The sequence below is a fragment of the Nocardioides sp. SLBN-35 genome (genome assembly GCF_006715725.1).
Classification (GTDB): Bacteria; Actinomycetota; Actinomycetes; order Propionibacteriales; family Nocardioidaceae; genus Nocardioides.
On record NZ_VFNU01000001.1, the window covers coordinates 3,630,708 to 3,652,240 of the forward strand.

The 21,533-nt window shown below is 74.5% G+C and carries 23 protein-coding genes and 2 riboswitches; of the genes, 16 read left to right on the forward strand and 7 right to left on the reverse strand.

Annotated features, from left to right (window positions below; translation table 11 throughout):
* Positions 1-24: 24 nt before the first annotated feature.
* Positions 25-228: a cold-shock protein gene (locus FBY23_RS17530; RefSeq protein ID WP_141799318.1), complete on the reverse strand. Its 204-nt coding sequence runs from the start codon at positions 226-228 to the stop codon at positions 25-27.
* A gap of 220 nt (positions 229-448) precedes the next feature.
* A riboswitch (guanidine-III (ykkC-III) riboswitch) is annotated at positions 449-513 on the forward strand.
* A 13-nt stretch (positions 514-526) separates the two neighbouring features.
* Between FBY23_RS17530 and FBY23_RS17535 the strand changes: the two genes are divergently transcribed.
* The gene (locus FBY23_RS17535; RefSeq protein WP_141799319.1) at positions 527-841 is read left to right on the forward strand and encodes a multidrug efflux SMR transporter; all 315 of its coding nucleotides are present in this window, start codon (positions 527-529) and stop codon (positions 839-841) included.
* 29 nt (positions 842-870) lie between these two features.
* Positions 871-1,134, forward strand: a complete 264-nt coding sequence (locus FBY23_RS17540; protein WP_141799320.1) for a hypothetical protein — start codon at positions 871-873, stop codon at positions 1,132-1,134.
* Here the strand turns inward: FBY23_RS17540 and FBY23_RS17545 are convergent.
* Positions 1,078-1,638, reverse strand: coding sequence for a 2'-5' RNA ligase family protein (locus tag FBY23_RS17545; protein ID WP_141799321.1), 561 nt, complete (start codon positions 1,636-1,638; stop codon positions 1,078-1,080). The genes FBY23_RS17540 and FBY23_RS17545 overlap by 57 nt on opposite strands.
* Positions 1,639-1,890: 252 nt before the next feature.
* Here FBY23_RS17545 and cobT point away from each other — a divergent pair, with 252 nt between their 5' ends.
* The 3 genes from cobT to FBY23_RS17560 are packed head-to-tail and all read left to right on the forward strand — an operon-like array spanning position 1,891 to position 4,572.
* On the forward strand, positions 1,891-2,949 hold the full coding sequence (cobT, locus tag FBY23_RS17550) for a nicotinate-nucleotide--dimethylbenzimidazole phosphoribosyltransferase (protein WP_141799322.1): 1,059 nt from the start codon (positions 1,891-1,893) through the stop codon (positions 2,947-2,949).
* Entirely contained in the window at positions 2,946-3,713 is a 768-nt protein-coding gene (locus tag FBY23_RS17555; protein ID WP_260806068.1) for an adenosylcobinamide-GDP ribazoletransferase, read from the forward strand. The genes cobT and FBY23_RS17555 overlap by 4 nt, the downstream gene beginning before the upstream one ends.
* Positions 3,706-4,572, forward strand: coding sequence for a DUF1707 domain-containing protein (locus FBY23_RS17560; RefSeq protein ID WP_141799323.1), 867 nt, complete (start codon positions 3,706-3,708; stop codon positions 4,570-4,572). The genes FBY23_RS17555 and FBY23_RS17560 overlap by 8 nt, the downstream gene beginning before the upstream one ends.
* A 178-nt stretch (positions 4,573-4,750) precedes the next feature.
* On the opposite strand, the gene cobU is transcribed toward FBY23_RS17560, so the two are convergent.
* Positions 4,751-5,272, reverse strand: coding sequence for a bifunctional adenosylcobinamide kinase/adenosylcobinamide-phosphate guanylyltransferase (gene cobU, locus FBY23_RS17565; RefSeq protein WP_141799324.1), 522 nt, complete (start codon positions 5,270-5,272; stop codon positions 4,751-4,753).
* Complete coding sequence (locus tag FBY23_RS17570; protein ID WP_141799325.1) at positions 5,269-6,702, reverse strand: RNB domain-containing ribonuclease; 1,434 nt, start codon at positions 6,700-6,702, stop codon at positions 5,269-5,271. Before FBY23_RS17570 ends, cobU begins: the two co-directional genes overlap by 4 nt.
* A gap of 24 nt (positions 6,703-6,726) precedes the next feature.
* Here FBY23_RS17570 and yaaA point away from each other — a divergent pair, with 24 nt between their 5' ends.
* Positions 6,727-7,506, forward strand: coding sequence for a peroxide stress protein YaaA (gene yaaA / locus FBY23_RS17575; protein ID WP_141799326.1), 780 nt, complete (start codon positions 6,727-6,729; stop codon positions 7,504-7,506).
* A 3-nt stretch (positions 7,507-7,509) separates the two neighbouring features.
* Here the strand turns inward: yaaA and FBY23_RS17580 are convergent, their stop codons facing one another.
* From FBY23_RS17580 to FBY23_RS17590, 3 genes are read right to left on the reverse strand one after another with little or no spacing between them, the layout of a single operon-like run.
* Positions 7,510-8,679 carry a bifunctional RNase H/acid phosphatase gene (locus FBY23_RS17580; RefSeq protein ID WP_141799327.1) on the reverse strand — a complete coding sequence of 390 codons (1,170 nt, stop codon included), beginning with the start codon at positions 8,677-8,679 and terminating at the stop codon, positions 7,510-7,512.
* The gene (locus tag FBY23_RS17585; RefSeq protein WP_260806069.1) at positions 8,676-9,419 is read right to left on the reverse strand and encodes a zinc ribbon domain-containing protein; all 744 of its coding nucleotides are present in this window, start codon (positions 9,417-9,419) and stop codon (positions 8,676-8,678) included. The genes FBY23_RS17580 and FBY23_RS17585 overlap by 4 nt, the downstream gene beginning before the upstream one ends.
* Positions 9,416-10,537 (reverse strand): Nif3-like dinuclear metal center hexameric protein, encoded by a 1,122-nt coding sequence (locus FBY23_RS17590; protein ID WP_141799328.1) that lies wholly within the window; start codon positions 10,535-10,537, stop codon positions 9,416-9,418. Before FBY23_RS17590 ends, FBY23_RS17585 begins: the two co-directional genes overlap by 4 nt.
* A 195-nt stretch (positions 10,538-10,732) precedes the next feature.
* A riboswitch (cobalamin riboswitch) is annotated at positions 10,733-10,909 on the forward strand.
* 54 nt (positions 10,910-10,963) lie between these two features.
* Between FBY23_RS17590 and FBY23_RS17595 the strand changes: the two genes are divergently transcribed.
* From FBY23_RS17595 to cobC, 10 genes are read left to right on the forward strand one after another with little or no spacing between them, the layout of a single operon-like run.
* Positions 10,964-11,821: a nitrite reductase gene (locus FBY23_RS17595; protein ID WP_141799329.1), complete on the forward strand. Its 858-nt coding sequence runs from the start codon at positions 10,964-10,966 to the stop codon at positions 11,819-11,821.
* Positions 11,818-12,483 carry a precorrin-8X methylmutase gene (locus FBY23_RS17600; RefSeq protein ID WP_141799330.1) on the forward strand — a complete coding sequence of 222 codons (666 nt, stop codon included), beginning with the start codon at positions 11,818-11,820 and terminating at the stop codon, positions 12,481-12,483. Before FBY23_RS17595 ends, FBY23_RS17600 begins: the two co-directional genes overlap by 4 nt.
* Entirely contained in the window at positions 12,480-14,039 is a 1,560-nt protein-coding gene (gene cobJ / locus FBY23_RS17605) for a precorrin-3B C(17)-methyltransferase (RefSeq protein ID WP_396954498.1), read from the forward strand. Before FBY23_RS17600 ends, cobJ begins: the two co-directional genes overlap by 4 nt.
* Positions 14,027-15,214, forward strand: coding sequence for a precorrin-6y C5,15-methyltransferase (decarboxylating) subunit CbiE (gene cbiE, locus FBY23_RS17610; protein ID WP_141799331.1), 1,188 nt, complete (start codon positions 14,027-14,029; stop codon positions 15,212-15,214). The genes cobJ and cbiE overlap by 13 nt, the downstream gene beginning before the upstream one ends.
* Positions 15,211-15,978 (forward strand): cobalt-precorrin-4/precorrin-4 C(11)-methyltransferase, encoded by a 768-nt coding sequence (locus tag FBY23_RS17615; RefSeq protein WP_141799332.1) that lies wholly within the window; start codon positions 15,211-15,213, stop codon positions 15,976-15,978. The genes cbiE and FBY23_RS17615 overlap by 4 nt, the downstream gene beginning before the upstream one ends.
* Positions 15,975-17,918: a VWA domain-containing protein gene (locus FBY23_RS17620; protein WP_141799333.1), complete on the forward strand. Its 1,944-nt coding sequence runs from the start codon at positions 15,975-15,977 to the stop codon at positions 17,916-17,918. Before FBY23_RS17615 ends, FBY23_RS17620 begins: the two co-directional genes overlap by 4 nt.
* Positions 17,915-18,559: a 5,6-dimethylbenzimidazole synthase gene (bluB, locus tag FBY23_RS17625; RefSeq protein WP_141799334.1), complete on the forward strand. Its 645-nt coding sequence runs from the start codon at positions 17,915-17,917 to the stop codon at positions 18,557-18,559. Before FBY23_RS17620 ends, bluB begins: the two co-directional genes overlap by 4 nt.
* Positions 18,552-19,148: a cob(I)yrinic acid a,c-diamide adenosyltransferase gene (gene cobO, locus FBY23_RS17630; RefSeq protein ID WP_141799335.1), complete on the forward strand. Its 597-nt coding sequence runs from the start codon at positions 18,552-18,554 to the stop codon at positions 19,146-19,148. Before bluB ends, cobO begins: the two co-directional genes overlap by 8 nt.
* Complete coding sequence (locus FBY23_RS26720; RefSeq protein WP_260806070.1) at positions 19,142-20,485, forward strand: cobyrinate a,c-diamide synthase; 1,344 nt, start codon at positions 19,142-19,144, stop codon at positions 20,483-20,485. The genes cobO and FBY23_RS26720 overlap by 7 nt, the downstream gene beginning before the upstream one ends.
* On the forward strand, positions 20,478-21,467 hold the full coding sequence (gene cobC, locus FBY23_RS26725; RefSeq protein ID WP_260806071.1) for an Rv2231c family pyridoxal phosphate-dependent protein CobC: 990 nt from the start codon (positions 20,478-20,480) through the stop codon (positions 21,465-21,467). Before FBY23_RS26720 ends, cobC begins: the two co-directional genes overlap by 8 nt.
* Positions 21,468-21,533: the final 66 nt, after the last annotated feature.

Below are 21,533 nucleotides of genomic sequence, written 5' to 3' on the forward strand. Positions count from 1 at the left end.
TTGCGAAGCGTCAGACGACGTGTGTCAGATCGCGCGGACGTTCTCCGCCTGCGGGCCCTTCGGGCCCTGGGTGACGTCGAACTCGACCTGCTGGTTCTCGTCGAGCGACTTGTAGCCCGAGCCCTGGATGGCCGAGAAGTGGACGAAGACGTCCGGGGTGCCGTCGGCCGGGGCGATGAAGCCGAAGCCCTTCTCGCTGTTGAACCACTTGACGGTGCCCTGAGCCATGATTTCTCCTTGGTTTTCGAGTTCCGGACCGGCGACGTGCCGGGGCCGTTGGTGCTGAAGACATCCCTTGCCTGATGCCCAGCTGAACCGAAGACCAAGAGCGACAAGATGTTCTGCCCCCACCGAGAGAGCAGGAGCGCTCCTTGCGGAGCACTCTTCAACGGCCACCAGCGTAGCAGTGCGGAGGCGGTGGATGTCGATCGGCGCGCATACAATCGGCATACAGCCGGTGACCGGCTGCCGGACGAGGGAGCCGTACCCGGAGCGCGACAAGACGGCCACGAAGGATGTGGCGGTCATGGCGTGGTTGGTACTGGTGCTCTCCGGGGTCCTCGAGGCGGCCTGGGCGACGGCCCTGTCGCGGTCCGAGGGGTTCAGCAGGCTGGTTCCGTCGGTGGTCTTCTTCGTGACCCTGACGGCCAGCATGGCCGGCCTGGCGTACGCGATGCGCAGCCTGCCGGTCGGGACGGCGTACGCCGTCTGGGTCGGTATCGGCGCGGCACTGACGGTGGTGATCGCGATGGCCGCTGGCGAGGAGCCGGTGAGCCTGCTGCGGATCCTGTTGCTGCTCGGGCTGGTCGGGTGCGTGATCGGGCTCAAGCTGGCGCACTGACCTCGCCGGCTGCCGGGTACCGGTCGGTCATGGCCGTCTACCTCGCGTGGTCCCCGTCAGCCGTGCCGCACGACGTGCTCGGCCCGTGGTCCGAGGTGCGCGCGATCGGCGACGGCCTGGCCCTCGTCGAGAGCGACGCCGGCCTGTCGCGGGTCTACCACGAGCTGAAGTGGGCGCTGCCCGAGGGAACCGCGCTGTTCGTCGCTCCCCTGCCGGAGCGCCCGAAGCTCAAGGGCCTACCGGCCGGGACGACCACCTGGTTGCGGGACCGGATCGCCGGCCCCGACCAGTGACCAGCTCGCCAGCACCCGGCAGTCGCGCTCGGCGTACCGGTGCAGCTCGAGGCGTTCCGCCCGGGCACGGACAGGGAGGGTCGTGGCGAGGTCGGCGGTCACCGACGCGACCGACACGCCGGGTCCGAGGCGGTCCAGCGTGAGGTGCGGTACGACGTCCGCGAACTCCCCCGCGTACGGCGGGCAGTCCGGGAACGCCTCCCACAGCCGTGCCGTCAGCGCGGCGAACGGCGCCACGGGCGACGGCACGGCGTGGACGATCCCGTCGGGGAAGGCCGTGACCTCGTCGAGGACGAGGTCGAAGGCCGGCGTGGTGCGGGCGATTCGGGCCACCCGGGCGAGGTCGGCGTCGGTCGGCGCGGGCCGGAACGGCGCCAGTGCGGTGATGTGGGCGTGGGTGAACGCCGGGTCACGGGACACCCAGGCGGCGTCGTAGTGCTCCCACCGGCCGCGGATGTAGTCCTCCAGCGCGGGTACCGGGACGACGAGCACGGTGTGGGCCACGGCCGGACACTAGCCCCGGCTCCACCGTGCTGTTCTCGCCACTGGCTCGTTGGAGCCGTGGCGACACACTCGGAACGCGTCACTGGGGGGAACCATGACCGCGAACACGCCTGACCTGCAGGACACCGACGAGCACGAATGGTCGGGCATCGTGCTCGTCCTCGCGCTCCTCGCGCTGGCCGGAGTGCTGGTGATGCTCTTCACCTGAGCAGCGGCTCCGCCGAGCGGAGCCCGGCGGTAGCGTTCGGCACCATGAGCGCTCTCGCCGCACCCGACCCAGACGTCCGCTCGGCCGCAGCCGAGCGCCTCGCCGGCCTGGCCACCCCGGCCGGTGCGCTGGGCCGGTTGGGCGACCTCGGGGTGTGGCTCGCGGCGGTCCAGGGCGTCGTACCCCCTCGTCCGCTGGACGACGTGCGGCTGGTGATCTTCGCCGGCGACCACGGCGTCGCGCAGCACGGAGTCTCGGCCTACCCGCCGGCGATCACGCCGGCCATGGTGCGCACCTTCGTGATGGGCAAGGCCGGTGTCTCGGCGCTCGCGGCCGCGCACGGCGTCCACGTCCGGGTCCTCGACCTGGGCGTCGACGACGACCTCGAGGGCGTGCCGGCCGAGGTCCGGGCGCACAAGGTACGGCGCAGCAGCGGCGCGATCCACGTCGAGGACGCCCTCTCCGCCGACGAGGCCGCCCGAGCCTTCGCGGCCGGCCGCACCGTCGCCGGCGAGGAGATCGCCGCGGGGGCGCAGCTCCTGCTGTCCGGCGACATGGGCATCGGCAACACCACCCCGGCCGCCGCCATGGTCGCGGCCGCGCTGGGCCTGCCCGCCGTCGAGGTCACCGGCCGCGGCACCGGCGTCGACGACGCCGCGCTCACCCACAAGCAGGTCGTCGTCCAGCAGGCGCTCGACCGCGCCGGGCACCGGGCCGACAGCGAGACGGGCGACCCGCTGGACGCGCTCGCCGCCCTGAGCAGCGCCGACCTGGTCGCGACGGTCGGCTACCTCGTGGAGGCGGCCGAGCGCGGCGTACCCGTCCTGCTCGACGGCCTGATGTCCGTCGCCTGCGCGCTGTACGCCGACCGGATCGCGCCCGGCGCGGCCGCCTGGTTCGCCGCCGGACACCGCTCGACCGAACCCGCCCAGGCCCTCGCGCTGGAGAAGCTCGGCCTGGAGCCGGTGCTCGACCTCGGGCTGCGCCTGGGCGAGGGCTCGGGCGCGGTGGCCGCCGTCCCTGTGCTCCGCTCGGCGGTCGCACTGCTGCGCGACGTCGCGCTGCTCGCCGACCTGATGCCGCCCGCCCCCGAGGGCCGGTGAGCGTCGCCGTCGTCGGCCGCAGCCTGCGGCTGTCGATCGGGATGCTGACCGCGCTGCGGGTGCCCGCGGTGCTGAAGGTCTCCCCCGGCGTCGCGACCGGGGCGCTGCTGCTCGCCCCGCTGGCCGTGCTGCCCCTCGGAGCGGTCGTGGGCCTCGTCGTGTGGGCCGGCGGCCGCCTCGACCTTCCCGCGCTGGCGGTCGCCTTCGCCGCGCTGGCCGCGCTCGCCGTCGGCAGCCGGGCGCTCCACCTCGACGGGCTCTCCGATGTCGCCGACGGGCTCACCTCGTCGTACGACCGGGAGCGGTCGCTGGCCGTCATGAAGAGCGGTACGGCGGGCCCGGCCGGTGTCGCCGCGCTGGTGCTGGTGCTCGGGGCACAGGCCGCGGCCCTGACCACCTTCGTGTCCTTCGGCGGCGAGCCTCGCTCGGCCCTCGTGGCCGGCGCCGCCGTGTGCGCCTCGCGGGCCGCGCTCTGGATCACCGCCTGCACGCTGGCGCCCCCGGCCCGCCCGGACGGGCTGGGCGTGACCTTCACACGGCGAGTGCCGGTCCTCCTCTCCTTCGCGGGATGGGCCGGCCTGGCCCTCCTGTCGCTGCTCGTCGACCCGGTCCGCGGCCCGGTGACCGTGGCGGTCGCCTTCGTGGTGGTGGCCTTGCTGACGGCCCACGCCGTGCGCCGGTTCGGTGGAGTGACCGGCGACGTGTTCGGCGCCGGGATCGAGGTGGCTCTGGCCGTGCTCCTGATAGGACTGGCGGGTGCCTGACGACCTGCCGACCCGCCCGCCGCGTGACACCGAGCGGCTCGCCGTCGTGCGTGCCCTGACCGAGGCCCGCACCCACGGCGAGATCACGCGCGACGACCAGGTCGAGCGCACCGACATGGCGCTGCGGGCCGTGTCTCTGGCCGAGCTGGCCGCTCTGGTCGAGGACCTCGACAACCCGCCGACGCTGCCCGAGCCCGCCGCCAGCCGCCGCGGCCTGCTCCTCGGCGCCGTCGGGCTGGTCGCTGCCGGAGCAGTGGGTTTCGCCGCCCTCTCCGGCGCCGACGAGCCGGACGCCGCCGCGCGTCCCTCCCCCGCCAGCAGCACGGCGACGGCGTCTCCGGCCCCGGCCCCGACCCACGCACCGACCCCGGTGCCCACGCCGGAGCCGCCCGCACCCGACATCGACCTGTACACCGTCGCGGGGCTGAAGGTCCTGATCGCGGAGTACCACGAGAAGCTCGGCACCTGGCAGGCCTACGACCTGTCGGTCCTCGACCACGACCAGGCGAGCGCCGACGCGGCGATCCTGCCGATCCGCAAGCGACGCCTCCAGTGGTGGAGCTGGAGTCCCGACGAGCGGTGGAGCACGAACTTCGACCCGATGCAGGTCACCAGCAGCAACGAGCAGGTCGTGGACCTCCGCAAGGTCGACCTGGCGGCCGTGGTCGCCAACATCCCGCGCGCCCGGCGGACCTCGAACGTCGAGGAGCCCGACGCTCTGGGCATCTTCTTCACCCACGACCCCGAGCACGGCGCCGTCGTGCGGTTCCATGTCGGCAACCAGTACAGCGAGGTCGGCACGATGACCACCGACCTGTCCGGCAAGGTGCTGGAGCGGCGCCCGTTCGAGCGGTCCTAGTGTCCCGAACCTGAAGTCCGGTGCGTAAGTCCGCGCTCCAGGTGCGTGCAGCGCAAGGCGGGGTCGCGTGGGCAGACTGGGCGTCTTTCGAGCGATCCCAACGCAGCGATGTGCGTGCCTGGGGCGCGGAATTATGTGGCGGATTTCAGGTTCGGGGCACTAGCGGGCAGCGCCCGGGTCAGAGGCGGAGCACGCGCCCCGCGACGACCAGGTGCACCTCGTCGCACGCCTCGGCCACCCGCTGGTTGATCGTGCCGAGCAGGTCGCGGAACACTCGTGCCGACCGGTGCTCGGGTACGACGCCGAGGCCGACCTCGTTCGTCACGAGCACGACCGGCTGCGGGGTGGCCGTCAGAGCGGCGAGCGTGGCGCCGAGGAGCCGGAGCACGTGTGCCTCGACCTCCTCGACGGGCTCCTCCCACAGCCCGGCGTCGTCGACGACGCCGGTGAGCCAGGTGCCGAGGCAGTCGACGAGGACGGGCTCGCGGGCGGCCCGGAGCACGCCGGCGACGTCGCGGGTCTCCTCGGTGGACCAGGTCGCCGGCCGGCGGGCCCGGTGGGCGGCGATGCGCGCGGCCCAGTCGGCGTCGTCGTACACGGGTCCGGCGGCCACGTAGGTGACGCTCGCCGCGTCGGCGAGCAGCGACTCGGCGTGGCGGGACTTGCCGGACCTCACGCCGCCGGTGACCAGGACCTTCACGGCAGGGTGAACGCGACCTTGCGCGCCGCGAGGTCGGCGGTGGCGAGCGTGACGGACACGTCCTCGCCGAGCGGCAGCGGCTGTGCGGAGGTCACGGGGGCCTCGACCCCGACCTCGGCGAGCACGACGACGCCGGAGGTCGCCTCGTCGTCGCGGACGCTGGTGACGACGCCGTCGAACTGCTGGCCGACCCGGTCGGCGAGCACGGCGGCCTCGATCAGGTCGAGGACGGCCCGCTCGTAGGCGCCGGCCCGGCGGGCGGAGTCCTGCAGGATCTTGGGCAGACCCGGCAGCGCGCTCGCCGCCCAGTCGGGGACGGGAGTTCCGGCGCAGATCGCGAGGCAGACCTCGCCGACGTAGCGGTCGCCGAGGCGACGCAGCGGCGCGGTGACGTGGGCGTACTCGGCCGCGATGGCGGAGTGAAGCCTCTGCTCGGGCAGATCACCGTCGAAGGCGGCGTAGCCGCTGCCGCGCAGCAGCCGGGTGCACGCGACGATCATCGCCTGGTGCTGGGAGACCGTGGGGTCGAGCGAGCGCACGAAGGCGGGGTACTCCATGTCCTGGGGCCACGAGATCCGCAGGCCCTTGGCGACCCGGCGCAGCCGGGCCACGTCGCGCGGGTCGGCGGGCGGCAGGGTGCGCAGCATGCCGACCTTCGCGCCGACCATGAGCGAGGCGGCGGCCATGCCCGTCAGCAGCGAGATCTGCGCGTTCCACTGCTCGACGGGCAGCTGCTCGCGGAACACCAGCTGGAACCCGCCGTCGGCCTCGTCGACCTCCTGCTCGGGCAGCGGCAGCGAGATGCCGCCGCGGTCGACCTCCTGCTGCTCGCGCAGCCTGCCGACCTCGCGGAGCAGCTCGAGCACCTCGCCGGCGGTGCCGTCGTCGAGCGCCTTCTGGGCGTCGACGTAGGACCACCGGGCACGCGAGCGCACCCGCGCGCGCTCGACGCGTACGTCGACCTGCACTCCGGTCGCGTCGAGCCGGATCGTCCACAGCAGCGCCGGGCGGACCTGGTCGGGCAGCAGCGACGCCGCGTCCTCGGACAGAGCGGGCGGGTGCAGCGGGATCCGGGTGCCGGCTCCGTACAGCGTCTCGCCGCGCTTGTTGGCCTCGACGTCCACCGCGTCGCCCGGCTCGACGAAGGCGGCGACGTCGGCGATGGCGTAGTGGACGACGTACCCGTCGTCATGACGCTCGATGTGCAGCGCCTGGTCGAGGTCCATCGAGCCGGCCGGGTCGATGGTGAGGAACGGCAGGTCGGTGCGGTCCTGCTCGGGCAGCACCACGTCGGCCGCGGCCCGCTCCGCGGTGGCCGTCACGTCCGCGGGGAAGTCACCCGGGAGCTCGAGCTCCTTCGCGATCGCGGCGAGACCCGCCTGGATCTCGGGGGAGCTCGCCTTGACCCGGACCACGAGATTGTTCGGCATGTCGGTGACTTTATCGTTGGCCCCGTGCTGATCCTGCTGCCGCCGAGCGAGGGCAAGGCCGTCCCCCGGCGGGGACGGCCGCTCGACCTCGCCTCGTTGTCCTCCCCTGCACTGACCGACGCGCGCCGCGAGGTGCTCGACGCACTGGTCACGCTGTGCCGTGAGGACCCGGTCAAGGCGGCCGAGGTGCTCGGCCTGTCGGCCGGCCAGGCCGACCTCGTCGAGCGCAACGCCGGCCTGCCGGACGCGCCGACGGCCCGGGCGGACCGGATCTACACCGGTGTCCTGTACGACGCCCTCGACGTCGCGACCCTCTCCGCCGGCGCGAAGCGGCGGGCGACCTCGCGGCTCGCCGTCGCGTCCAGCCTGTTCGGCGTGGTGCGCCTCGGCGACCGGATCCCGTCGTACCGCCTCTCCGGTGACGCCTCCCTGCCCGGCCTCGGCCCGGTGGCCGCGGTGTGGCGCGAGGCCCTGCCGGCCGTGATGACCGAGGCGCTGGGGCGCGGGCTGCTGGTCGACCTGCGCTCGGGGATGTACGCCGGCTTCTGGCGGCCCGGCCCCGACCTCGCCAGGCGCGTGGCGACCGTGCGGGTGCTCCACGAGCACAACGGCGCCCGCAAGGTGGTCAGCCACTTCAACAAGGCCACCAAGGGCCGGATCGTGCGCGCGCTGCTCGAGGACGGCGCCGACCCGCGCACCCCGGCCGGGTTCGCCGACGCGCTGCGGGACCTGGGCTGGACGGTCGAGGTGGGCGCCCCCGGCAAGTCCGGCACCCAGCTCGACGTGGTCGTCAGCGAGCTCTGAGGCTCACCAGCGACCGGTGTCGCGCAACGTGCGGCGACCCGGCGCGAGCGCGTTGAAGAACCGCATCGAGCCCTTCTGCTCGCCCGTGCGCGGGTCGGGGTAGAACGCCAGCACCGACACCGCGGCGGGTGCCAGCTCCATCCGGAACAGCGTCTCCAGCGGCGCGTCGAGGGCGTGCGCGACGAGGGTCTTGATCGGTGTGACGTGGCTGACCAGGACGACGGTCCGCCCGGCGTGGGTCTCGAGCAGGCGGGCCAGCCCGGCCAGCACCCGCTCCTGCACGGTGACGAACGACTCGCCGCCCGGCGGCGCGGCCGCCATGTCGGCGAACCACGCGTCCAGCCGCTCGCGGTCGCGTTCGGCGACCTCGGTGAAGCTCAGTCCGTCCCACTCGCCGAACTCCATCTCGGCGAAGGCCGGCTCCTCCTCCACCGCCAACCCCAGCGCAGAGGCGACGATGTCGGCCGTCTCGCGGGTACGCCGTACCGGCGAGGCGACCACGACGTCGACGCTGTCCTTCAGCTCGGTCAGCCACGCGGCGACCTCGGCGGCCTGGGCGCGGCCCTCCTCGGAGAGCGGCGGGTTGTCGCCGCCCAGACCGCCGGAGAAGCGGCGACCGGTGGTGTGCGGGGTGACGCCGTGGCGCACCAGCACGATCGTGGTCGGCTGGCCGGGACCGAAGGACGGTGACTCGGCCTCCTCGATCGCCGACTCGGGCTCGTCCTCGACCTGGTCGCCGGGGACGCTGACGCCCGACCGCTTCCCGTCGAGGGCCTCGTTGGCGAGCCGGTCGGCGTGGGCGTTGCGGGCGCGCGGGACCCAGGTGTACGTCGTACCGGCGGGCGCGAGCTCCCGTGCCTCGGCCGCCAGCACGGCCATGTCGGGGTGCTTGATCTTCCAGCGCCCCGACATCTGCTCGACGACGAGCTTGGAGTCCATCCGCACCTCGACGACCGCCCCCGGCGCGTGCTCCACGGCGAGCGCCAGGCCGGCGACCAGGCCGGAGTACTCCGCGACGTTGTTGGTCGCCACCCCGATCGTGCGGGCGTCCTCCGCCAGGACGGCACCGGTCGCGGCGTCGCGCAGCACCGCACCGTACGCCGCCGGCCCGGGGTTGCCGCGGGACCCGCCGTCGGCCTCGACGACGACCCGCTCGACGGGCCGAGCGGTCACAGGCCGCTCTCGGACGTGCGGACCAGGATCCGCTGGCACTCCTCGTGGCGCAGCACGGTCTCGGCGGGCGTCGCGCGGATCTCGGCGATCTCGCCGGCGTCGAGGGTCAGCTGGCAGCCGCCGCACTGGCGGGCGCGCAGCGCCCCGACGCCGACGCCGCCCTTGTTGGCGCGGAGCTTCTCGTAGAGGGCGAGCAGGTCCTCGGGGATCTCGGCGACGATCGCGTCGCGCCCGCCCGACACCGACGCGATCTCGGCGTCGAGGGCCGCGACCTTCTCGTCGCGTGCGGTGGTCAGGGTGCCCAGCCTGCCGTCGAGGTCCTCGATGGCGGAGGTGAGCTCGGCGAGCGCGGACTGCGCCTCCTCGAGCTGTTCCATCACCTCGAGCTCCTCGTCCTCGAGCGTCGAGATCCGGCGCTCCAGCGACTCGAGCTCGTGCTGCATCCGCTCCAGCGCCTTGGCGTCGGCGATGGCGCCGGAGTCCATCCGCTCACGGTCGCGGGTGCGCCGGGCCTTGACCTGCTCGACGTCGGCATCGGCCTTGGCCTGGGCGACGGCGAGGTCGTCGACGACGATGCGCTGGTCGCGCAGCCGGCCGTCGACGTCGACCCGCTTGCCGAGCAGGTCCTTGATCTCCGCGGCCTCGGCCGGGTTGTTGCGCTGGTGGCGCAGCTGGTCGACCTGGGAGTCGAGAGCCTGCAGGTCGAGCAGGCGGAGCTGGGCGGCGGGATCGGCGTTCACAGGTGCATTGTCCAAGGATCGGTGCAGATCGCACTCACCCGGGTCTCGACCGCGTCGCCCAGCGCTTCGTGGAGCAGCTGGTCGACGACCGGGAGCCAGGTCCACTCGGCCGCCCAGTGGGCCACGTCGACCAGCGCCGGACCGCCCTTCTCGAGGAACTCCGCGGCCGGGTGGTGGCGCAGGTCGCTGGTCACGTAGACGTCGGCGTCGGACGTCGCGAGCCGGTCGAGCAGGAAGTCGCCGGCGCCCCCGCACACGGCGACCCGCCGTACCGGGCGCTCGGGGTCACCGGCCACCCGGACGCCGTGCTCGGTGGGCGGCAGTGCGGCCGCGACCGCCTCGGCGAAGCCGGCCAGGGTGGTCGGCTCGACGCTGCCGATCCGGCCTGTCCCGACGTCGACCAGCTGCGGGTCGGCGACCTCGACGACGTCGTACGCCGGCTCCTCGTAGGGGTGTGCGCCCAGCATCGCGCGGACGACGTCGGCGCGCCGGTCCCGTGGCAGGACCACCTCGATCCGGACCTCCTCGACGGTCTCCAGCTCGCCGACGGTGCCGATCATGGGGTTCGCACCGTCGAGCGGGCGGAACCGGCCCTCGCCGGGCGCGCTGGTGAAGGAGGCGAAGTCGTAGTCGCCGATCCGGCCGGCCCCGGCCTCGGCGACCGCGGCCCGGACGGGGGCGGCGGCGTCGGCGGGGACGAAGACGGTGAGCTTGTCGAGCGGCTCGCTCGGCGCCGGGACGATCGGGCTGAGGTCCTTGAGGCCGAGCGCGACGGCGAGCGCCTCGGACACGCCGCCGACGGCCTGGTCGGCATTGGTGTGGGCGGTGAGCAGCGCGCAGTCGGCCTTCGCCAGCGTGTGCAGGGTCCGGCCCTTGGGCGTGGTCGCCGCGACGCCGTGGACGCCCTTGAGGAAGAGCGGGTGGTGCACGAGCAGCAGGTCCGCCTTCCACTCCGCGGCCTCCGCCGCGACCTCCGGGGTGGGGTCGACGGCCAGCAGGACCTTCTTCACGGGCTGCTCGGGGTCGCCGTAGACGAGCCCGACGGCGTCCCAGCTGTCGGCGGTCGCGGGCGGGTACCAGCCGTGGACCAGGTCGACGACGTCCTTGAGGGAGGGCATGGCGGTCAGGCTAGTGGCCATCGCCTGAGCTTGTTCGGGGGTGGCCCGGGCTTCGGGTGCGTGCATGGCAAGGCGGCGGAGCGAAGTCGTACTTGGTCGTCCAGCGAGCGACGCCAACGCCGCCAGGTGCGTGCCCGGGGCGCGGGACACACGAACAAGCTCGGGCGATGGCCACTCGCGATCGGCAACCAGGCCGGAGGTTGCTATGGTGCCGGTGCCAGCGAAGGGAACCCGGTGCGAGTCCGGGACTGACGCGCAGCGGTATGGGTGACGGCCGGAGCATTGATGTCACTGGACCCTCCGGGGTCTGGGAAGACGCTCCGAACCGGGCGATCCCGAGTCCGAAGACCTGCTGGCCCTTGCGGCCACCCGTCGCGAGGTCGATGAGGGGCGATCGCGAGGAGCCCCGGCCTCGAAGGACCACCCATGGCGCAGCCTCGAGCTGGGATCGCGCGGAGCCGACCCGACCGGTGTCCGGGCGTCGTGCACCCCTGGCCTGCCGACGACGGCGGCCTGGTGCGGATCCGGGTCCCCGGCGGGCGGGTGCCGCTCGCCGCGCTGCGGGCGCTGGCCGAGGTCGCCGAGCAGTACGGCGACGGGCGGGTCCGCGTCACCGGCCGGGCCAACCTGCAGGTCCGCGCCATGCCCCTGACCCCCGCCGGGGTGCTGGCGGACGAGGCCCTGGCCGCGCTGGAGGCCACCGGACTGCTGCCCTCGCGCACGCACGACCGGGTCCGCAACGTGCTGGTCTCGCCGCAGACCGGCCTGGCCGGCGGGCGGGCCGACCTGCGGCCGGTGCTCGCCGCGCTCGACGCGCTGCTGCTCGCCGACGCCGACCTGGCCCGGCTGCCCGGCCGGTTCCTGTTCACCCTCGACGACGGCCGGGGAGACCTCGCCGACAAGCACCTCGACCTGGGCCTGGTGGCGCTCGACGACCGCACGGCGCAGCTCCGGGTGGGCGAGCAGTGGGGCGAGGTGGTCGCGCTGACCGACGCCCCCGCCGCGCTCGCCGCGCTCGCGAGGGCGTTCCTGGCCGCCCGCGGCACCGGGCCCGACGCACCCTGGCACGTCCCCGAGCTCGACCTTCCCCTCGCCCCCGCGGCTTCGCCCGCGCCGGGCGCCGCCGTCGCGACCGGGCCGCTCCCCCTCGGCCCGGTCGCCGGCGGCCGGCACCTCGCCGTACCCGACGACGGGCTGGTCCCGACCACCATCGCGGCCTGGACCGCACCGACCGTGATCGTGACGCCGTGGCACGGCGTGCTCATCCCCGAGGAGAACCGATGACCGAGCTCACCGCTCCCCCGCGCCGGTACGACTACATCGCCGACGGACCGGCGATCTACGTCGACTCCTTCGCGACCATCCGCCGCGAGTCGGACCTGTCCCGGGTCCCGGCCGAGGCCGAGAAGGTCGCCGTGCGGATGATCCACGGCAGCGGGCAGACCGACCTCGTCCAGGACCTGGTCATCCACCCGCGCCTCGTCCAGGCCGCCCGCGCGGCGCTGGACGCGGGCGCGCCGATCCTGTGCGACGCCCGGATGGTCGCCATGGGCATCACCGCCGGACGGCTCCCGGCCGACAACCCGGTGCACTGCTTCCTCACCGACGAGCGGGTCCCGGACCTCGCGAAGGCGTGGTCGACGACGCGTACGGCGGCCGCGGTCTCCCTGTGGGAGCCGCTCCTCGACGGCGCGGTCGTCGCGATCGGCAACGCCCCCACCGCGCTCTTCCACCTGCTCGAGATGGTCCTCGCCGGCTGCCCGCGGCCCGCAGCGGTCGTCGGCTGCCCGGTCGGCTTCATCGGCGCCGCCGAGTCCAAGGACGCGCTCGCGTCGTTCGCCGACGAGCACGGCATCGACATCCCGTTCGTCACCGTCCGCGGCCGCCGCGGCGGCTCCGCGATGGCGTCGTCGGCGGTCAACGCACTGGCCCAGGAGGCGGAGTGACCACCGTGACGCCCCAGGCGAGCGGACGCTTCTCCGTCGTCGGCATCGGCCCCGGCGACCCCGAGCTGATCACCCGCAAGGCCGAGCGGCTGATCGGCGCAGCCCCCGTCGTCGCCTTCCACGCCGGGGTCCGCAAGGAGTCGCACGCCCGCCGGATCGCGGCCGACGTGATCCCGGCGGGGGCGATCGAGGAGGAGCTGCGCTACCCGGTCACCACCGGGACCACCGACCACCCGGGCGGGTACGTCGGCGCACTGGCGGCCTTCTACGACGAGTGCGAGGCCCGGCTCGCCGCGCACCTCGACGCCGGCCGCGATGTCGTCCTCCTCGCCGAGGGCGACCCGCTGTTCTACGGCTCGTCGATGTATCTCGTCGACCGGTTCCGTGACCGCTTCCCGGTCGAGGTCGTCCCCGGCATCCCCGCCTTCGCCGCCGCGACCGCGACCGTCCCGGCCCCGCTGGTGCGGCAGACCGACGTGCTCACCGTGCTGCCCGGCACGCTCCCCGAGCCCGAGCTCGCCCGCCGCCTCGCCGACACCGACGGCGCGGTGATCATGAAGCTCGGCCGGACCTTCCCCGCCGTCCGCTCCGCACTGGCCCAGGCCGGGCGGCTGGAGGGTGCGCTGTACGTCGAGCGCGCCTCCCAGCCCGAGGAGCGCTGGCTCCCGGTCGCCGACGTCGACGCCGACTCGGTGCCGTACTTCTCCCTCATCGTGGTCCCCGGTGACTCGGCGCGGCCCTCGACCTCCGCTCGCCTCCGCACGGCTCCGGACGTCGAGGAGGTCGCGCAGCGACCGTCGCGAGACGCCCGGACACCATCGGAACTCCTCGTGATCGGCCTGGGTCCCGGCCCGGACGGCTGGCTCACCCCGGAGGCGAGCGCCGCGCTGGGCGAGGTGGAGCACGTGGTCGGCTACGCGCCGTACGTCGACCGGGTGCCGCAGCGCACCGGCCTCCAGCGGCATGCCTCGGGCAACACGGTCGAGGTCGACCGGGCCCGGTTCGCGCTCGACCTGGCCCTGCGCGGCGAGCGGGTCGCGGTCGTCTCGGGCGGCGACGCGGGCGTGTTCGGCATGGCCGCGGCCGTCTTCGAGGCCGCCGCCGATCCGGCCCACCCCGAGCACGCCGCGGTGCCCGTCCGGGTGCTGCCGGGCGTCAGTGCGGTCCAGGCGGTCGCTGCCCGCGCGGGTGCGCCGATCGGTGCCGACTTCGCGGTCCTCAGCCTCTCGGACCGGCTCAAGCCGTGGGCGGTCGTCGAACGACGGCTGCGCGCGATCGCGGAGGCCGACCTGGTCCTCGGCGTCTACAACCCGGCCTCGCGCTCACGTCGCGACCAGGTCGTGGAGATGCAGAAGATCCTGCTGGAGCACCGCTCGCCCGACACCGTCGTGGTCGTGGGCCGCGACATCGGCCGGGCCGAGGAGTCGCTCACCGTCACCACGCTCGGCCTGCTCGACACCGACAGCATCGACATGAAGTGCCTGCTGATCATCGGCGCCTCCGCCACCCGCGTGGAGCCCAACGGCATGGTCTGGACGCCCCGATGGGTCGACTGATCACCGTGGTCGGCATCGGCGCCGACGGCCATCTCCCGCCGACCTCCCGGGCGCTGGTCGGCAACGCCGAGGTGCTGCTCGGCGGCGAGCGCCACCTCGGCCTGGTGCCCGCCGTCCCCGGTCAGGTACGCCGCCCGTGGCCGCGCCCGCTGTCCGCCCTGCCCGGCGTGCTGAAGGAGCACGACGGCCGCAGCATCGTGGCACTGGCGTCGGGCGACCCGCTGGTCTCCGGCATCGGCACGACGCTCATCCGCCTGCTCGGCGCCGACGCGGTCGACGTCGTACCGGCGGTGTCGTCGGTGTCGCTCGCGCGCGCACGGATGGGCTGGTCGGCCGAGGAGTCCGCGGTCGTGACGCTGGTCGGTCGCGACGTCGACGCGCTGCGCCGCGAGCTCGCGCCCGGCCGCCGCCTGCTCGTGCTCTCCTCCGACGAGACCACGCCGGCCGCGATCGCCGCGCTGCTGGCGGACGCCGGCTTCGGCGCCACCACGATCCACGTCCTCGGCGACCTGGGCGGGCCGGACGAGAGCCGCGCGACGTACCCCGGCGGACCGGTCCCCCGGCTGCACGTCCTCGCCCTCGAGGTCACCGGCGCCGGTCTGGCCACCTGGGCCACCGGGCTGCCCGACGACGCCTTCGAGCACGACGGCCAGCTCACCAAGCGCGACGTCCGCGCCGCCGCCCTCGCCCGGCTCGCCCCGCGCCCCGGCGACCACCTCTGGGACGTCGGCGCCGGCGCCGGCTCGGTCGCCGTCGAGTGGCTGCGCGCGCACCCGCTCACCACCGCGACCGCGGTCGAGGGCGACGAGGATCGCGCGGCCCGGATCGGCCGCAACGCCGGCCGGCTCGGCGTACCCCGCCTCGAGGTCGTCAACGGCCGCGCCCCCGACGCCCTCGCCGGACTGCCCACGCCCGACGCGGTCTTCGTCGGCGGCGGCGCGACCGCCCCGGGCCTGTTCGGCCTGTGTCGCGACGCCCTCGCACCCGGCGGCCGGCTGGTCGCGCACGGTGTGACCCTGGAGACCGAGCGGCTGCTCGTCGACGCCTTCCACGCGTACGGCGGCGAGCTGACCCGGCTCGGCGTCGAGCACGTCACCCCCCTGGGCGGGCGGTTCACCGGCTGGACGCCGGCCCGCGCCGTCGTGCAGTGGGCCTGGACCAAGGAGCTCTCGTGACGGTGCACTTCGTCGGCGCCGGACCCGGCGCGGCCGACCTGATCACCCTGCGCGCCGCGGCCCTGCTGAGCGCGGCCGACGTGGTCCTCTACCCCGGCACCTACCTGGATGCCGAGGTGCTCTCGTACTGCCGCGACGGCGCGCGGCGGGTCGACACCCAGGACCTCGACCTCGACCGGATCACCGCCGTCATGGTGGAGGCGCACGTCGCCGGTCGCGATGTCGTCCGGCTGACCTCGGGCGACCCGTCGCTCTACTCCGCCCTGCACGAGCAGACCCGGCGCCTCGACGCGGCCGGGGTGCCGTGGGACGTGACTCCCGGCGTCCCGGCGTACGCCGCCGCGGCCGCGATCGTCGGGCGCGAGCTGACCGTGCCGCTGGTCGCGCAGTCGGTGGTGCTGACCCGCACCCAGGCGCGCTCGACGGCGATGCCGGAGGGCGAGTCGCTGGCGGCGTACGCAGCGACCGGGGCGACCCTGGTGCTGCACCTCGCGATCACCCGCACGGCGGCGCTGATGGCCGAGCTGACACCGCACTACGGGGCCGACTGCCCGGTCGCGGTGGTCTCCCGTGCCTCGCAGCCCGAGGAGCTGGTGCTGCGCGGCACCGTCGCCACCATCGCCGGCCTGGTCGAGGACGCCGGCCTGCGCCAGGCCGCCGTGATCCTGGTCGGCCCGGCGCTGGCCTCGGTCACCGACCCCCGAGCCGCCGAGTCCTACCTCTACTCACCCGAACGCCTCGCCCGGAAGGAGCGCCTCCGATGAGCTCCCCCCACGTCCACCACTTCCCGTTCAGCGCCGTGGTCGGCGCCGACGGCCCCGAAGGGCCGGACCCGATGGCGCTGGCCCTGATCCTCACCACGATCGCCCCCGAGGTCGGGGGCGTGCTGGTGCGCGGCGAGAAGGGCACCGCCAAGTCGACGATCGTTCGCGCCCTGGCAGCCGTGCTCCCACCGGTCGACGAGCGGCCGGTGCCCCTCGTGGAGCTGCCGATCGGCGCCACGGAGGACCGGGTCACCGGCTCGATCAACCTCGAGAGCGCGCTGGCGGAGGGCAAGGCGGAGTACGAGCCCGGGCTACTGGCCAAGGCCCACCGCGGGATCCTGTACGTCGACGAGGTCAACCTGCTGCACGACCACCTCGTCGACCTGCTGCTCGACGCAGCCGCGATGGGCCGCGCGACCGTCGAGCGCGACGGGGTCTCGATGACCCACGAGGCGCGGTTCGTGCTGGTCGGCACCATGAACCCCGAGGAGGGCGAGCTGCGCCCGCAGCTGCTCGACCGGTTCGGCCTGACCGTGGAGGTCGCCGCACCGCGCGACCCGGCGCTGCGGGCCGAGGTGGTCCGCCGGCGGATGGCCTACGACGCCGACCCGGCCGGGTTCGCCGCCAGGTACGCCGAGGCGGAGTCCGCGCTGCAGGCGCGGATCGCCGCTGCCCGCGCGCTCGTCGGCGAGGTCCGGCTGACCGACGCCGGGCTGCTCAAGATCGCCGAGGTGTGCGCGGCCTTCGACGTCGACGGCCTGCGCGCCGACATCGTCACGGCCCGCACGGCCGTCGCCCACGCCGCCTGGTCCGGCCGGTCGCAGGTGAGCCTCGACGACATCCGGGTGGCCGCCCGACTGGCGCTGCCGCACCGTCGGCGCCGCAAGCCGTTCGACGCGCCCGGGCTGGACGAGGACCTGCTCGACCAGGTGCTCGGCGACGACGACCTGCCGCCGGAGCCGGACGGCCCCGACGACGGCCCCGAGCCGCAGGGCCCCGCACCGGAGGGTGACGGCGCTGCCGACGACGCCGACGACACCAACGGCGACCCGGTCGACACCCCCGCTCCCGACAGCGCCCCACCGACCGGCGGCGACGGCACGGGCAGCGCGCCCAGCAACGTGGCACCGACCGGCGCGGCGTACCGCACCCGGCTGCTGAGCGTCCGCGGCGTCGGCACCGGGACCGCCGGGCGCCGCAGCCGGGCCCGCACCAGCAACGGCCGCCGGATCGGCGCGACCACCCCCGGCCGACAGGGCGGCAGCGGCGGCACGATCCACCTGACCGAGACCGTCCGGGCCGCGGTCCGCCACCAGGTCGCGCGCGGGCGGACCGAGGGCCGGCTGCTGCTGGAGCCGGCCGACCTGCGGGTCGCCGTACGCGAGGGACGGGAGTCGAACCTCGTGCTCTTCTGTGTCGACGCCTCCGGCTCGATGGCCGCACGGCGCCGGATGGAGCAGGTCAAGACGGCGGTGCTGAGCCTGCTGCAGGACGCCTACCAGCGCCGCGACAAGGTCGGCCTGGTCACCTTCCGCGGCACCGACGCCGAGGTGGCGCTGCCGCCGACCCATTCCGTCGACGCCGCCGCGCAACGGCTCGAGGACCTGCCCTCCGGCGGCCGGACGCCCCTCGCCGAGGGACTCCTGGAGGCCGCGCACCTGCTCGCCGTCGAGCGCACCCGCGACCCGCAGCGCCGCGCCCTGCTCGTCGTGGTCACCGACGGCCGAGCGACCGCGGGTGCCGACGCCGTGCTCCGCTCCCGGATGGCCGCGGGCCTGCTCGCGGAGGCCGGGGTCGCCAGCGTGGTGGTCGACTGCGAGTCCGGCCCGATGCGGATGGGCCTGGCGGCCACGCTCGCCGAGCACCTCGGCGCCGAGCACGTCCCGATCGGCGAGGTCAGCGCCGAGGCGCTGGTCGACGTGACCCGGCGAGCCGCATGAGCACGAGCCTGTACGACGTCATCGAGCGCCGCCGCGACGTCCGGGCCGAGTTCACCGGCTCCCCCGTGCCCGACGCCGTGCTGCACCGTGTCCTCGAGGCGGCGCACCGCGCGCCGAGCGTCGGCATGACCCAGCCGTGGGACTTCGTGCTGGTGCGCGATCCCGGGCTGCGGCGCAGGTTCCGCGACCACGTCGCCACCGAGCGCGACACCTTCGCGGCCTCGCTGCCGCCCGAGCGGCGCACCGCCTTCGACAGGATCAAGGTCGAGGGGATCTGCGAGTCGTCGCTGGGCGTCGTGGTCACCCACAGCCAGGCCCGCGGCGGCACGCACGTGCTCGGCCGGCACGCGATCGCCGACGCCGGCCTCTACTCCACCGTGCTGGCGATCCAGAACCTCTGGCTCGCCGCGACCGCCGAAGGTCTCGGGCTGGGCTGGGTCTCGTTCTATCGCGAGGACTTCCTCCGGTCCCTGCTGGGGATCCCGGCCGACGTACGCCCGGTCGCCTGGCTCTGCCTCGGCACCGTCAGCCACCTGGAGACCGTGCCCGACCTCGAGCGGCACGGGTGGCGCTCGCGCCGCCCGCTCGCCGACGCCATCCACGAAGACACCTGGCAAGCAAGGGAGACCGACCATGCCTGAGGGCCAGCCGCTCGTCGTACCCGATGACGGGCTGACCACCCGCCAACGCCGCAACCGGCCGCTCGTGATGGTGCACACCGGTGACGGCAAGGGGAAGTCGACCGCCGCCTTCGGGCTGGCGCTGCGCGGCTGGAACCAGGGCTGGGACATCGGGGTGTTCCAGTTCGTGAAGTCCGCGAAGTGGCGCCTCGGCGAGCAGACCGCCTTCGAGCGGCTCCCCCCTGGGAACGGCACCGTCGAGTGGCACAAGATGGGCTCCGGCTGGTCCTGGTCGCGCAAGGCCGGGTCCGAGGAGGACCACGCCGCCGACGCGGCCGAGGGCTGGGCGGAGATCAAGCGGCGGATCGCGGCCGAGCAGCACGACCTGTACCTGCTCGACGAGTTCACGTACCCGATCAACTGGGGCTGGGTCGACATCGACGACGTCGTGGAGACCCTCGCCAACCGGCCCGGCCACCAGCACGTCGTGATCACCGGCCGCCGCGCCGACCCCAAGCTGGTCGAGCTCGCCGACCTGGTCACCGAGATGACCAAGGTCAAGCACCCGATGGACGCCGGCCAGAAGGGCCAGAAGGGCATCGAGTGGTAGCCCTGGCCCGCATCGTCGTCGCCGCCCCGGCCACCGGGCAGGGCAAGACGACCGTCGCCACCGGCCTGATGGCCGCACTGGCGGCCGCGGGCCACGAGGTCAGCGGGCACAAGGTCGGCCCCGACTACATCGACCCCGGCTACCACGCGCTCGCCTGCGGGCGTCCCGGCCGCAACCTGGACCCCCACCTGGTCGGCGAGGAGCTCGTCGCTCCCCTGCTGCTGCACGGTGCGGCCGGCGCCGACGTCGCGGTCGTCGAGGGCGTGATGGGCCTGTACGACGGCCGGATCGGCGGCAACGGCTTCTCCTCCACCGCGCATGTCGCGGCGCTGACCCGGACCCCCGTGGTGCTCGTCGTCGACATCTCCCGATCCTCGCGCTCGATCGGCGCTGTCGTGCACGGGATGGCGACCTGGGACCCGACCGTCACGGTCGCAGGGGTGATCCTCAACCAGGCCGGCTCGGCGCGGCACGCGCACGAGGTCCGCTCCTCGATCTCCCTGCCCGTGCTGGGCGTGCTCCCCCGCGACGCCACGATCGCCACCCCCTCGCGGCACCTGGGCCTGGTCACCGCCGCCGAGCGCGGGGGGTCCGAGGATGTCGTGGCCCGGCTGGCCGAGGTGGTCGCCGAGCACGTCGACCTGGACGCCGTCCTCACCCTCGCCCGCACGGCCCCGCCCCTCGAAGCGACCCCCTGGACCGCCGACCCGGCGCGAAGTGGCTCAGCAATCCCGCCGACCCGGCAGAAAGTGGCCGTCGCGGCGGGCCGAGCCTTCACCTTCCGGTACGCCGAGACCGCCGAGCTCCTCGCCGCCCACGGCTGCGACGTCGTCCCCTTCGACCCCGCCCACGACGAGACGCTCCCCGACGGCACCGCGGGCCTCTATCTCGGCGGCGGCTTCCCCGAGGTGCACGCCGCCGACCTGACGGCCAACAGCACCCTCCGGGCCCGGATCAGGGAGGCAGTGCTCGACGGACTGCCGACCGTCGCCGAGTGCGCCGGCCTGCTCTACCTGTGCCGCACCCTCGACGGTGCCCCCATGGCGGGGGTCCTCGACGCCGATGCCGCGATGACCGACCGACTCACCCTGCGCTACCCCGTCGCCACCGCACCGGCCGACACCCTGCTCACCCGCGTGGGCGAGCAGGTGACCGGTCACGAGTTCCACCGCACCACGGTCACCCCGACGGTCGCCGGGACCCCGGCCTGGACCGTCGACGGCGCGGCCGTCGGCTTCGCTTCGCCGACCCTGCACGCGTCGTACCTCCACACGCACTGGGCCGGCCATCCCCACCTGGCACAGCGCTTCGCCGAGGCGGTGCACGCCCATGGTTGACCTGCGCCACCACGGCGACGTCGAGGCGCGCGGGATGCTCGACCTCGCCGTCAACGTGTACGACGGCCCGCGGCCCGGGTGGCTCACCGCAGCCCTGCGCGCCTCACTGGACGAGGTCGGCGCCTACCCGGACCCGGCCCTCGCGCGGCGTGCCGTGGCCGCCCACCACGGGCGGGCGGAGGACGACGTGCTCGTCACCGCCGGCGCCGCGGAGGCGTTCACGCTCGTCGCCCGGCTGCATGCCTGGCGGCGCCCGGTCGTGGTGCACCCGCAGTTCACCGAGCCGCACGCCGCCCTCGAGCAGGCCGGCCACGCGGTCACGGAGGTCGTGCTGCGCGAGCCGTTCGTCCTCGACCCGGCACTCGTCCCCGAGGACGCCGACCTCGTGGTCCTCGGCAACCCGACCAACCCGACCGGCGTGCTGCACCCGGCAGCCACGCTTTCGGCACTCCGCGCACCCGGCCGGCTGGTCGTGGTCGACGAGGCGTTCATGGACTGCGTGCCGGGCGAGCCCGACTCGCTGTCGGGCGTACCTCTCGACGGGCTGGTCGTGCTCCGCTCGCTGACCAAGCACTGGGGCATCCCCGGCATCCGCGCGGGCTACGTCGTGGGCGACCCGCGGGCGATCGCCGGCCTGGCGCGCGCACAGACGCCCTGGTCGGTCGGCACCACCGCCGCGGCCGCCGTGATCGCCTGCCTGACCCCCCAGGCGTCGCAGGAGGCCCGCAGCAGGGCCGAGCAGCTCCAGGACTGGCGCGAGCACCTCGAGAAGGGGCTCGCCGACCTCGGGATCCACCACCTCGCCTCGGCCGCTTCCTTCGTGCTCGCCCGGGCCGGCACCGGTGTGCACGCGGCGCTGCGGAAGCAGGGCATCGCCGTACGACGGGCCGACACCTTCCCCGGCCTGGACGACAGCTGGGTCCGGATCGCTGTCCGACCACCGGACACGACCGACATCCTGCTGGCAGCGCTCAGGAGCTAGCGGCACCGCCCGCGGACGCCGCCACGACCGCCGAGGTCACCGCCGAGGTCACCGCCGCGCTGACCG

What these genes read in the sequence shown, in the direction of transcription:
- FBY23_RS17530 (WP_141799318.1), bottom strand. Translation starts at nt 228, where the DNA reads ATGGCTCAGGGCACCGTCAAGTGGTTCAACAGCGAGAAGGGCTTCGGC.
- FBY23_RS17535 (WP_141799319.1), top strand. Translation starts at nt 527, where the DNA reads ATGGCGTGGTTGGTACTGGTGCTCTCCGGGGTCCTCGAGGCGGCCTGG.
- FBY23_RS17540 (WP_141799320.1), top strand. Translation starts at nt 871, where the DNA reads ATGGCCGTCTACCTCGCGTGGTCCCCGTCAGCCGTGCCGCACGACGTG.
- cobT (WP_141799322.1), top strand. Translation starts at nt 1,891, where the DNA reads ATGAGCGCTCTCGCCGCACCCGACCCAGACGTCCGCTCGGCCGCAGCC.
- FBY23_RS17570 (WP_141799325.1), bottom strand. Translation starts at nt 6,702, where the DNA reads ATGCCGAACAATCTCGTGGTCCGGGTCAAGGCGAGCTCCCCCGAGATC.
- FBY23_RS17590 (WP_141799328.1), bottom strand. Translation starts at nt 10,537, where the DNA reads ATGCCCTCCCTCAAGGACGTCGTCGACCTGGTCCACGGCTGGTACCCG.
- FBY23_RS17595 (WP_141799329.1), top strand. Translation starts at nt 10,964, where the DNA reads ATGGCGCAGCCTCGAGCTGGGATCGCGCGGAGCCGACCCGACCGGTGT.
- FBY23_RS17600 (WP_141799330.1), top strand. Translation starts at nt 11,818, where the DNA reads ATGACCGAGCTCACCGCTCCCCCGCGCCGGTACGACTACATCGCCGAC.
- cbiE (WP_141799331.1), top strand. Translation starts at nt 14,027, where the DNA reads ATGGGTCGACTGATCACCGTGGTCGGCATCGGCGCCGACGGCCATCTC.
- FBY23_RS17620 (WP_141799333.1), top strand. Translation starts at nt 15,975, where the DNA reads ATGAGCTCCCCCCACGTCCACCACTTCCCGTTCAGCGCCGTGGTCGGC.
- bluB (WP_141799334.1), top strand. Translation starts at nt 17,915, where the DNA reads ATGAGCACGAGCCTGTACGACGTCATCGAGCGCCGCCGCGACGTCCGG.
- cobO (WP_141799335.1), top strand. Translation starts at nt 18,552, where the DNA reads ATGCCTGAGGGCCAGCCGCTCGTCGTACCCGATGACGGGCTGACCACC.
- cobC (WP_260806071.1), top strand. Translation starts at nt 20,478, where the DNA reads ATGGTTGACCTGCGCCACCACGGCGACGTCGAGGCGCGCGGGATGCTC.